The sequence below is a fragment of the Enterobacter cloacae complex sp. XAL002 genome, from assembly GCF_049236805.1.
Lineage (GTDB): Bacteria > Pseudomonadota > Gammaproteobacteria > Enterobacterales > Enterobacteriaceae > Enterobacter > Enterobacter intestinihominis.
Map to the genome: position 1 here is coordinate 49,027 of NZ_JBMKJN010000027.1, position 10,879 is coordinate 59,905.

The window sequence follows — 10,879 nt, forward strand, 5'->3', positions numbered from 1 at the left end:
TTATTCCGCTGGCTGATGTTTGGTCAGGCGCTCGACGGCCCTGACCAGCTCGGCCACGGAGCGGACCTGCATTTTCTCCATCACCCGGCGGCGGTGTACTTTCACCGTAATCTCACTGACGCCCAACTCGGCGGCGATCTGCTTGTTGAGCTTGCCGCTGATGGCAAGCTCAAGCACCTCATGCTCGCGCGGCGTGAGGGACATGTGGCGCTGTTTCAGGGCGTAGTGCTCTTTGACGCGGGCGGCGTTGTGCTGTGCCAGCCTGAGCGCGGATTCGATAGAGCCAATGAGGGCGCTGGATTCAACGGGTTTAGTGAGAAATTCGTAGGCCCCGCCTTTGATCGCCCGGACGGACATAGGGATGGTGCCGTGACCGGTGAGAAAAATGATCGGTATTTCTCGCCCGTTGGCTTTCAGCGCATCTGCGACATCAAACCCGGTGATCGTGGGCATCTGCATATCGAGAATCACGCAGGAGGGCAGATCCTCAAAGGGATGGCTGAGAAAGGCTTCTGCTGAGGAAAAGCCAAGGGCGTGTATATCCGCTGATTCCAGCAGCCCAACAACGGACTGCCTGACAGCGTCATCGTCATCAACCACATAAACAATGTGTTCCATTCACCGCCCCGGTGTGATCAGTAAACCATCGAGAATAAAATGCGCCTTTTTGAACGTAAGCGACTGTTTGCTATCCTCATTCATACTAACACATTAATAATTATTATCATTCGGCAATATGAAGATGATATGAAAGTGTAATAAAAATGTGGCGAATTGGTTAGGATCGGAACGCTGTTTTTAGAGACCTTTCCGGCTGCGAAGCCAGAGCGTGACACAGGCGATATTCATCCTGAGCCACGATGTTTTGTGTGAGGACGCCGACGGGTAAAACAGGCTACACTCTGATTTTGAGCGCGACAAGCTGAGGACATAACGATGCACTACACACTGAAAAGCAGTGACGATAAAGAAAAAGCGGAAGGAACAAGCGGCGCGGGCGCTCTACAGCAAAAACTGCTGGAATCCCGTTCGATTGTCATCTCCGGTGAGATCAACCAGGAGCTGGCCCAGAAAGTCATCACTCAGATGATCCTGCTGCAAAGCGTCAGCAACGATCCGATCAAGCTGTACATCAACAGCCAGGGCGGCCACGTGGAAGCGGGCGACACCATCCACGACTTCATTAAGTTTATCCGACCGGAAGTGCACGTCATTGGCACCGGCTGGGTGGCAAGCGCCGGGATCACCATCTTCCTGGCGGCGAAAAAAGAGCACCGCTACTCGCTGCCGAATACCCGCTTTATGATCCACCAGCCGCTGGGCGGCGTGCGCGGTCAGGCAACGGATATCGAAATCGAAGCGCGCGAGATTATCCGTATGCTGGAACGCGTAAACAAACTGATTGCTGACGCCACCGGCCAGCCGCTGGAGAAAGTGAAGAAGGACACCGACCGTAACTTCTGGATGTCACCGGCGGAAGCGCTGGACTACGGCATCGTGGGCAAACTGATCACCCATTATGACGAGCTGAACCTGGATTAAGTTTTAGCCCGCGCGTGCGTCGGGTGACGGCTTCGCCTTACCCGACCTACGCGCGCTCGATTGACCCATGACAAGTTCCCCCCTGGCTGTCTCTTCTATAATCGCGCCTGTCTCCCCTCTCACTGGTGCTAACCATGGCGTATCAACTGAACCTCGACTGGCCGGAATTTCTTGAGAAATACTGGCAAAAACAACCCGTTGTGCTGAAAAATGCCTTCCCGAATTTTGTCGACCCCATTACCCCTGATGAACTGGCGGGTCTGGCGATGGAGCCGGAAGTCGATAGCCGCCTGGTAAGCCATGCTAACGGCAAGTGGCAGGCGAGCAATGGCCCGTTTGAGCATTTCGATAACCTCGGTGAAACCGGCTGGTCTCTGCTGGCGCAGGCGGTGAACCACTGGCATATGCCCGCCGCAGAGCTGGTGCGTCCGTTCCGCGTCCTGCCGGACTGGCGTCTCGATGACCTGATGATCTCCTTCTCCGTCCCGGGCGGCGGCGTTGGGCCGCATATCGATCAGTACGATGTGTTTATTATTCAGGGGATGGGTAGCCGTCGCTGGCGCGTGGGTGACAAGCTGCCGATGCGTCAGTTCTGTCCGCATCCGGCCCTGCTGCACGTCGATCCGTTTGAGCCAATCATTGACGAAGATCTGGCCCCGGGCGATATCCTCTATATTCCGCCTGGATTCCCGCATGACGGCTTCACCCATGAAACCGCGCTCAACTACTCTGTCGGTTTCCGCGGGCCGAACGGTCGCGATCTGATCAGCAGCTTTGCCGATTACGCGCTGGAAAACGATCTGGGTGGCGAGCACTACAGCGATCCGGATCTGACCTGCCGCGAACACCCGGGCCGCGTGGAGCAGTACGAGCTCGATCGCATTCGCCAGATGATGATCGACATGATTAGCAAGCCGGATGATTTTATAAAATGGTTCGGCAGCTTCGTCTCCACGCCGCGTCACGAGCTGGATATTGCCGCCGCCGAGCCGCCGTATTCCGCAGACGAGGTGCTCGACGCGCTGCAAGGGGGCGAAACGCTTTCACGCCTGAGCGGGCTGCGCGTGCTGAACGTCAACGGCAGCTTCTTTATTAACAGCGAACAGCTGGAGACGGCGGATGTGAACGGGGCGGACGCGCTGTCCCGCTACACCCAGCTCGGCCAGGCCGAGCTGGGCAATGCGCTGAATAATCCGGCGTTTGTGGAAGAGTTGACCGGATTGATTAACCAGGGATACTGGTACTTCGACGAGTAACAGACAGCGGCGTTTAGTCAGACTAAACGCCGCTACGTTCAAACCAGCATATTACAGGCCTTCCAGTAGTTCAGAAGCCGCTCATCGTCGCGCTCTTTTTCCGCTTTGATTTTCATCGCCTGGGCGAGATTTTCTCGCGATACCTCATGGCCTTTTTGCACGATGTCTAAGACCGCTTCACCAAGAGCCAGCGAAATTTCTGTCCGATTGTTGCGAATCGTCATAAATACCTCCTCGTTGGTTGCGATACTTTAATTATGAACGGAAAATAATCAGTCGCTAATAATTCATCTCATTCTTATTTTTTTCAATTCGGCGCTAAATAGACATAATATTCGGTTCTGTCAATGATGTTTCAAAATGCTAATACGCATTTCAGGTCCGAATTTATGCGCTACAGTTAATTTCGTGCAACAGGCAAATAACCGAAACAGGAGAATTAATATGGTAGATAAAAGCGCAATTAAGGATCACACTCAGGTTGTCGCCAGCTGCGGAACGCATGTCGGGGTTGTGGACCATCTTGATGGTGAGCGTATCAAGCTTGCAAAGAGCGACCCGGAATCAGGCGGCAAGCACCACTTTATTCCTCTCGGCTGGGTCGATAAGGTCGAAGATAATAAAGTTGTCCTGACCAAAAACCATAAAGAGGTTTTTGCTGAGTGGCAGGAAGCATAAATATATTTCTCGTAAAGAAATATACGCCTTCGCTCCGGCTTTGTCCGGAGCGTAATAGTGTCTGCGCCCGGTGATTGCTGCCATGGCAAATGAATGGTACTGTTTTGCCTGTCCTTTCCCCGATGCAGGTTCCGAATTATGCTCCAGAGTGAAAATACATCAGCGAAGCGCATATTTTTTGTTGAGGATTTTCAAATATTCGGCGAGCGCTACGGCATCGACTACCGTTTCCCGCAGCTAAAAGATGAGCAGGTCAGCGGCAGCCCCGTGTTGCAGGGGAATGTTGAAGAGATGACGCTCTCGTCCGGCATTTCACTGACCCATTCCGACGTACGTGTATTACAGCCCTATGAAACCACCTCTCGCCACAGCAGCCCGCTTTATATGCTGGTGGTGCTGGAAGGGTGCGTGACGCTCACGCTCAATGGTATCGATTATCCCGTCCGCCCGGGCATGGCGTTCAGCTCGCGTCTGAGTGAAGATCAGGTGATGAGCGCGCGTCACGATGCTGACAGCACGCTGAAAACGCTCTCGTTTGGCGTGTACCCGCACGATGCCGGACGTGAAGCCCTGCTTGAGTCGCTGCTGCTGGAATGGCAAAGCCTGAATACCCCCGCGTTTGTCTGGCACGTTCCCGAGTTTGTGATGTCAGGCATTCAGCATGCACAGCGGCAGGGGGGAAGCGTGCTCTCGCGTAAGCTGTTGCTGGAGGGGCTCATGTACCAGCTGCTCGGCCACGGCCTGAACCAGTGCCAGCTGCCCTGCCCGAGCCGCCCTGAGCATGCGCGTCTGGAACGCGTCCGGTGCCTGCTGGAACAGTCTCCTGAACGTGACCATACACTCGCGCAGCTGGCAGCCCTTGCTGCCATGAGCCCAAGCAGCCTGCGCAGCAAGTTCCGTCAACGCTACGGCTGCACACTCTTCGATTATCTCCGCGACTGTCGCCTTGCGCTGGCGCGTCGCTATCTGCTGGAAGGCCACAGCGTACAGCAGGCGGCGTGGATGTGCGGGTATCAGCATGCCACCAACTTCGCCACCGCGTTTCGTCGTCATTACGGGATTTCACCGGGTGACGTGCGCAAATTCCGCTAACGTAATTTTGTCCATCGCGCGAACGTATCCCGTGCGGTTTAGCATCGCGCATACATAACCTGGCGGCGCGCATAGCTGTTTGCACCCTCAAAAAGGTAATAATTCTTATTAACAATAAGAAATATCTCTGGAGAGGGTTATGTTTGCTAAATCGCGTCTGGCACTGCTGGTGGGATGGGTTACCGGTAGCGTCGCTTTTCCTTTACTGGCGCAGGATGCCCAAAAAACTGACACCGTGGTGGTGACCTCGCAGATGCAGTCTGCAGCCACCAAGCTTGAAACGCCGGATATTGAAACCCCGCAATCGGTCTCTATCGTCACCCGCGAGCAGTTCGAAGAGCAGGGCGCAACCAGCGTGCGTCAGGCCGTGAGCTACACGCCGGGGGTCTACAGCAACCAGATTGGGGCATCAAACCGCTTCGACTACATGGTGCTGCGCGGCTTCTCGGACGGCAGCCTGGACAACGTCTACCTCGACGGCCTGAAGATGATGGGCGACACCAATTCCCACAGCTCGCTGGTGGTTGATCCGTGGTTCCTGGACAGTATCGAAGTCGTGCGCGGCCCGGCCTCCGTGCTGTACGGTCGCTCATCGCCGGGCGGCATCGTGGCGCTCACCTCCCGTAAGCCATCGTTCGATCCGGGCGGGGAGATCAAGCTCTTCGCCGGTAACAATAACCAGCGTGGGGCGATGTTCGACGTCACCGGCCCGGTTGATGATAACGACCGCGTGGCGGTACGCCTCAGCGGGATGACCCGCTATGCCGATTCCCAGTTCGATCCGCTCAAAGAAGAGCGTTACGCGCTGATGCCGAGCCTGACCTGGCGTATCACCGATAATACCCGTCTGGATCTGATGGCCTACCTGCACCGCGATCCGGAAGGCGGCAGCCACTCCGGCCTGCCGTATGAGGGCACCGTCGTGCCGCACAGCGGTAAGAAAATCTCCAACACCTTTTTTGAAGGTGAAGACGATTACGACAAGTACGATCGTCGGGAAAACATGGTCGGTTATAACATCGAGCACTTGTTTGACAGCGGCTGGGCCGTGCGCCAGAAGCTGCGCTACCTGCACACCAAAGTCGAGCTGAACCAGGTGTATGCCGCAGGCTGGCTGAACGACACCGAGCTGAACCGCGGCTATTCCGGCTCCGATGAGAAGATGAACGCCATCACCCTGGATAACCAGGTCGACGGCAGCTTCGATACCGGCGAGGTGAACCACCGCGTGCTGATCGGCATGGACTACCAGGACCGCACCAACAACGTCACCGGCTACTACGGCGGCTTCCCGCCGATTGACGCTTTCCATCCTGCTTATGGCGCGAAGCCGGACTATATCACCCAGTACAGCAGGGAAAAGCATAAGCTGCGCCAGACCGGCTACTACCTGCAGGATCAGATGTCCATTGACCGCTGGCGCCTCACGCTGGGTGGGCGTTACGACCAGGTAAGCGTGTCGAACGTCGACAACTTCAACCATACCCGCAGCGATCTGGATAAAAACAACTTCAGCAGCCGCGCGGCGCTGCTGTATCTGTTTGATAACGGCGTCGCGCCGTACGTCAGCTACTCCACCGCCTTTACGCCGACCAGCTTTGCCGACGAGCAGGGGAATATCCTGGATCCGATGAAGGGCAAGCAGTGGGAAGCGGGCGTGAAGTATGAGCCGGAGGGGATGAACAGCCAGTTCAGCGCCTCGGTGTTCCGCATCAACCAGAAGAACATTGCCACTAAAGAGGAGCCGACCGATCCGTACCGTTCCATCGGTGAAATCGAATCCGAAGGCGTTGAGCTGGAGGCGATTGGACAGCTGACCGACAGCCTGCGCATGCAGGCGGCCTACACCTATACGGATATTCGCTACAAGAAGAGCAGCCCGGAAGAGGAGGGCAAGCGCGCCGTCTATGCCCCGCGTAACATGGCCAGCGCCTGGCTGAGCTACGACGTCAAAAGCGGCCCGCTGGACGGCCTGACCGTCGGCTCCGGCGTGCGCTATGTCAACGGGATCGCCAGCGATCGTCAGAACACCCATACGCTACCGTCATACACCCTGGTGGATATGGTCGTGGGGTATGACCTGTCGAAAGTGGGGCTCACGGGCGTGAGCGCGCAGTTGAACGTCAATAACCTGACGGACAAAAGCTACGTTGCGGCGTGTAACTCGCTCTCTTACTGCTACTTCGGTGCAGAGCGCAGCATTGTCGGCAGCGTTTCGTGGACGTTCTGAGTCGTTAGCCAATGCCCGGTGGCGCTGCGCTTACCGGGCCTACGGGATCGGTTTTCACCCTCTCCCTGCGGGAGAGGGCCGGGGTGAGGGCAAAATGCCGCACTACCCCTCCATCGCAATCACAATCGCCTCACCCATCTTTTTCAACGCCTCGCGATGTTTATCCGTCGGCGGCAGCGCCACGTTGATCCGCAGACAGTTGCGGTACTTACCGGAGGCGGAAAACAGCGACCCGGCCGCAGCCTGGATTTTGAGACGGCACAGCTGCTTGCTGACGCACACCATGTCGACCGTCTCCGGCAGCTCGACCCACAGCAGGAAGCTGCCCTGCGGGCGGGTAACGCATATTTCTGCCGGAAAATACTGCCGCACCCAGCAGGTGTAGGTCTCCATATTCTGCTGATAAATCTGGCGCATGCGCCGCACGTGGCGATGGTAATGACCGTCGCGAATAAACGCCGCCACCGCCATCTGCGTGCCCGGCACGTTAAACCCGCCCGCGGCGTATTTCATGTGCATCACCCGGTCGTAATAGCGCCCCGGCACAATCCAGCCGACGCGTAGCCCCGGCGCCACGGTTTTGGTAAAGGAGCTGCAGAGGATCACGCGGCCATCAATGTCCATCGAGTGAATGGTGCGCGGGCGCGGGTACTCTGCGGCCAGCTCGCCGTAGATATCATCCTCCACAATCACAATATCGTGCCGCTGGGCGAGCGCCAGCACCTGCTTTTTACGTGCTTCCGGCATGATAAACCCGAGCGGGTTATTGCAGTTGGGGACCAGGATCACCGCTTTGATCGGCCACTGCTCCAGCGCCAGCTCTAACGCCTCGATGCTGATCCCGGTCTCGGGATCGGTAGGTATTTCAATCGCCTTGATGTCGAATCCGCGCAGCATCTGCATGGTGCCGTGAAACGACGGCGACTCGACCGCCACGATGTCCCCAGGCTTGCACACCGAGAGCAGGGCGATCGACAGCGCGCCGTGGCAGCCGTTGGTGATCACAATCTCGTTTGCCGCCACGGTGGAGCCGCCGTCCAGCATCAGGCGGGCGATCTGCTCGCGCAGCTCCAGACGACCATCGAGCACGTCATAGCTCAGCATTTCGCCAGGGTTATGCTGCGCAATGCGGCTCATCTCGCGCCACAGCGGCTTCAGGCTCGGCTGGTTGATGTCCGGCGAGCCGCCGCCAAAGGAGATCATCTCTTTGTCGGCGCGGGCGTCCAGCAGCATCATCACCTCATCCCACTGGGTGACGTCCACGGGGCGCTGCACCGGGCGCGTCATCGCCGGTACGGGCGGCTGCGCTTTGCGTTTCGAGACAAAATAACCGGAGCGCGGCTGGGGCGTGATCAACTGGAGATTTTCGAGGATCTGGTAGGCCTGCTGTATGGTGCTGATACTCACGCCGTGTTCCTGGCTCAGCGTGCGTACCGACGGCAGACGTTCGCCGCTGCGATACAGCCCTTGTTCGATACGTTCCGCCAGTAGGTTGGCCAGATGTTGATAGCGCGTCATGCTGTATCCTTTGTTTTCACCATACAGATTATTAAACCAGTACAGATTGGTGGGTAAAACGCCATGCAGATACCGTTTTAGCGGATCTGTATGGTAAACAAAAGCAGTTTTTGAATCTGTATTGTATTGGCCGTTTTCCATGATGATAACCCCACTGGCACAGCGAGGAGAGCATCATGGAATTCTACGAGAATCGTTCAAAACGTCCGTTTATCGCGTTTGTCTGGGTAGCGAAAACGCTGCGTAACTGGTATCGCATCAACCGTACCCGCCGCATTCTGAGCCAGATGAGCGACGAGCAGCTCAAGGACGTTGGGTTATCGCGATATGATGTGTAAGCATAGGGTTGCCCGGTGGCGCTACGCTTACCGGGCCTACAGGAGACCGTAGGCCGGGTAAGGCGCAGCCGCCACCCGGCGGTTTTCAACTCAACAGCGCAAGCGTCTGCCGTTTCGGCCTTTCCAGCAGCTCAACCGCCTCCTGATATGACCGCACGTTGTTATAGCCCATCACCAGCCCGTAGCGTTTGCCCGACCCGCGATACCACTCCGACAGCGCATTAACCTGTAGTTGCTGTTCCTGCCAGCAGCGGGCAATCTCCCGGTCAGCGCTTCCCTTTGCGAGGAACGCGACAATATGCATTCCACCGTCGTTTTGCTCGGTGAAGAACAGGTCACCATAGACCTCACGCAGGGCGGCAATCATCCAGTCGCGGCGGATCTGATACAGGGCGCGCATCTTTTTCAGATGACGAAAAAAATGCCCTTCGTTGAGAAATGCGGTGAGGATTTTTTGCGTCAGCACCGGCTGGCCGCTGGTGGTAATGTCCGCGCAGTCGGTAAAGGCCCCGACGGTGCTGGCGGGCATCACCACGTAGCCCATGCGCAGTGAAGGCATGATGGTTTTGCTGAAGGTGCCCATAAAGATCACCCTGTCATGCTGGTCGAGGCTTTTCAGCGACGGCAGCACTTTGCGGGTGTAGTGAAATTCCCCGTCGTAATCGTCTTCGATAATCCACGCCTCGTTTTGTGACGCCCAGTCGAGCAGCTGCTGCTTGCGCGGCAGTGAGAGCGTCACCGCCAGCGGGCTTTGATGCGACGGGGTCACGATGGCAAAACGCGCGTCGCGATGATGACGGAGCAGGTAGTCCGTATCGATGCCGCAGCGATCAACCGGCACGGTGTGCAGGCGGGGCACGATCCGCTTGAGCAGCTGCTGGCCCATAAAATAGCCCGGATCCTCAAACACCACCTTGTCGCTGCGGCTGGCAAGCGTGTCGAGGATCAGGCGCAGGCTGCCGCTGTAGCCGCTGGTGATCAGTACCTGTTCGGCGGTGCAGGATAACCCGCGCGAGATATTGAGATAGCGGGCAATCGCCTCGCGCAGCGGATACCAGCCCAGCACCGGCGGGTTGAGCATTTCATCCTGACGCATGGCGCGCGTCGCCTGGCCCGCCAGCAGCAGCCATTTTTTATAGGGGAAGCTGTCGAGCGCCGGAATGCCGGGGCGCAGAAAACCGGCCCGTTCGCGCTGGCTAATCAACGACGCCGGCAGCGTGCCGGTCGCTTGTTCTGCGGGGGCGTGTTGCGCGGGCAGCAGAAGATCCGGGTTCACCCGCGTCCCGCGCGCGCCCTGGCTTACCAGATACCCTTCCCCTGTCAGAATGGCATAGGCTGTTTCAACGGTTTTTCGCGCGACCTTAAGCTCTTCAGCCAGCACGCGGATGGCAGGTACCTTGTCGCCCGGCTTCAGCACGCCGCGCGTGATGTTGTCGCGATAGCGGGAATAAATCTCATGATAGCCCGGCTTCATGTCCTACCTCATTTCACGCTTTTTGTGTCTTTTTACTATGTCATTAACGGCGTAGATTTGCCTTATCGCATGAAAAAAACGGCACAAAAAGAGGAAAGACAATGAGCACCCGCGTAAACCACCACAAAGCCACACCTGCACTTGCCAACGCGCTTTCTGCCCTGAGCATGGAGGTGGCGAAAACCTCTATTGATCCGGCACTGAAGCACCTGATCGACATTCGCGTATCGCAGCTGAACGGCTGCACCTTCTGTCTGGATATGCACTCGAAAGAGGCTAAAATCGCCGGTGAGCGCGAGCTGCGCCTGTACCATCTGGCGGCCTGGCGCGAGTCCCCGCTGTTTAGCGCCCGTGAAAAAGCGGCGCTGGCCTTCACCGAAGCGCTGACCCAGATTGGCGTACATGGCGTGAGCGATGCGCTGTACCGCAGCGTGGCGGAGCACTTCTCGGATGTCGAGATTTCAGAGCTGAACTTCGCCATCGTAGCGATCAACGCCTGGAACCGCCTGGGCATTACCTCCCGCATGGAGCCGGGCGCGCTGGATGCGGCTTACGGTCTGAACAAAGCTAACCTGGAATAATTCTGCGCTCGCGGATCATCGCCACCAGCGCCCGTAATCCAGGCGAGTGGGGGATTGGGGCGTTTATGGAGTCGAAGTCGATGGTGGGTTAAACCCTGCCCGGTGGCGCTACTGTATGACCGGATACATAGGTAACAGATCAGACCGGGAACATAGGTAACACTTTTCAG

Annotated in this window: 11 protein-coding genes; 7 read left to right on the plus strand and 4 right to left on the minus strand. The window is 57.2% G+C overall.

All coding sequences use genetic code 11. The annotated features are described in order from the left end of the window. Window positions 1-618 (minus strand): response regulator transcription factor, encoded by a 618-nt coding sequence (locus tag ACOT0L_RS20290; protein ID WP_022646926.1) that lies wholly within the window; start codon window positions 616-618, stop codon window positions 1-3. A 318-nt stretch (window positions 619-936) separates the two neighbouring features. Between ACOT0L_RS20290 and ACOT0L_RS20295 the strand changes: the two genes are divergently transcribed. Together ACOT0L_RS20295 and ACOT0L_RS20300 are read left to right on the plus strand one after the other, a co-directional pair. Continuing rightward, window positions 937-1,542: an ATP-dependent Clp protease proteolytic subunit gene (locus ACOT0L_RS20295; RefSeq protein WP_022646928.1), complete on the plus strand. Its 606-nt coding sequence runs from the start codon at window positions 937-939 to the stop codon at window positions 1,540-1,542. 134 nt (window positions 1,543-1,676) lie between these two features. Beyond that, the gene (locus ACOT0L_RS20300) at window positions 1,677-2,798 is read left to right on the plus strand and encodes a cupin domain-containing protein (protein WP_126490737.1); all 1,122 of its coding nucleotides are present in this window, start codon (window positions 1,677-1,679) and stop codon (window positions 2,796-2,798) included. 38 nt (window positions 2,799-2,836) lie between these two features. Here ACOT0L_RS20300 and ACOT0L_RS20305 read toward each other — a convergent pair whose 3' ends face one another. Further along, a complete protein-coding gene (locus ACOT0L_RS20305) occupies window positions 2,837-3,022 on the minus strand; it encodes a hypothetical protein (RefSeq protein ID WP_010427252.1) in 186 nt (61 codons plus the stop codon). Between the two features lie 220 nt (window positions 3,023-3,242). Between ACOT0L_RS20305 and ACOT0L_RS20310 the strand changes: the two genes are divergently transcribed. From ACOT0L_RS20310 to foxA, 3 genes are all read left to right on the plus strand, one after another. Then, the gene (locus ACOT0L_RS20310; protein ID WP_003863067.1) at window positions 3,243-3,476 is read left to right on the plus strand and encodes a DUF2171 domain-containing protein; all 234 of its coding nucleotides are present in this window, start codon (window positions 3,243-3,245) and stop codon (window positions 3,474-3,476) included. Window positions 3,477-3,614: 138 nt separating this feature from the next. Then, window positions 3,615-4,568: a helix-turn-helix domain-containing protein gene (locus ACOT0L_RS20315; protein WP_063148089.1), complete on the plus strand. Its 954-nt coding sequence runs from the start codon at window positions 3,615-3,617 to the stop codon at window positions 4,566-4,568. Window positions 4,569-4,689: 121 nt separating this feature from the next. Then, on the plus strand, window positions 4,690-6,798 hold the full coding sequence (gene foxA / locus ACOT0L_RS20320; RefSeq protein WP_103891573.1) for a ferrioxamine B receptor FoxA: 2,109 nt from the start codon (window positions 4,690-4,692) through the stop codon (window positions 6,796-6,798). Window positions 6,799-6,900: 102 nt separating this feature from the next. On the opposite strand, the gene ACOT0L_RS20325 is transcribed toward foxA, so the two are convergent. Then, window positions 6,901-8,316 (minus strand): PLP-dependent aminotransferase family protein, encoded by a 1,416-nt coding sequence (locus tag ACOT0L_RS20325; protein ID WP_022646932.1) that lies wholly within the window; start codon window positions 8,314-8,316, stop codon window positions 6,901-6,903. A 176-nt stretch (window positions 8,317-8,492) separates the two neighbouring features. On the opposite strand from ACOT0L_RS20325, the gene ACOT0L_RS20330 reads away from it, so the two are divergent. After that, window positions 8,493-8,654 carry a DUF1127 domain-containing protein gene (locus tag ACOT0L_RS20330; protein ID WP_003863073.1) on the plus strand — a complete coding sequence of 54 codons (162 nt, stop codon included), beginning with the start codon at window positions 8,493-8,495 and terminating at the stop codon, window positions 8,652-8,654. A gap of 85 nt (window positions 8,655-8,739) precedes the next feature. On the opposite strand, the gene ACOT0L_RS20335 is transcribed toward ACOT0L_RS20330, so the two are convergent. Beyond that, a complete protein-coding gene (locus tag ACOT0L_RS20335; protein ID WP_126503149.1) occupies window positions 8,740-10,128 on the minus strand; it encodes a PLP-dependent aminotransferase family protein in 1,389 nt (462 codons plus the stop codon). Window positions 10,129-10,229: 101 nt separating this feature from the next. Here ACOT0L_RS20335 and ACOT0L_RS20340 point away from each other — a divergent pair, with 101 nt between their 5' ends. After that, a complete protein-coding gene (locus ACOT0L_RS20340; RefSeq protein WP_022646934.1) occupies window positions 10,230-10,709 on the plus strand; it encodes a carboxymuconolactone decarboxylase family protein in 480 nt (159 codons plus the stop codon). The last annotated feature ends 170 nt before the right edge of the window (window positions 10,710-10,879 follow it).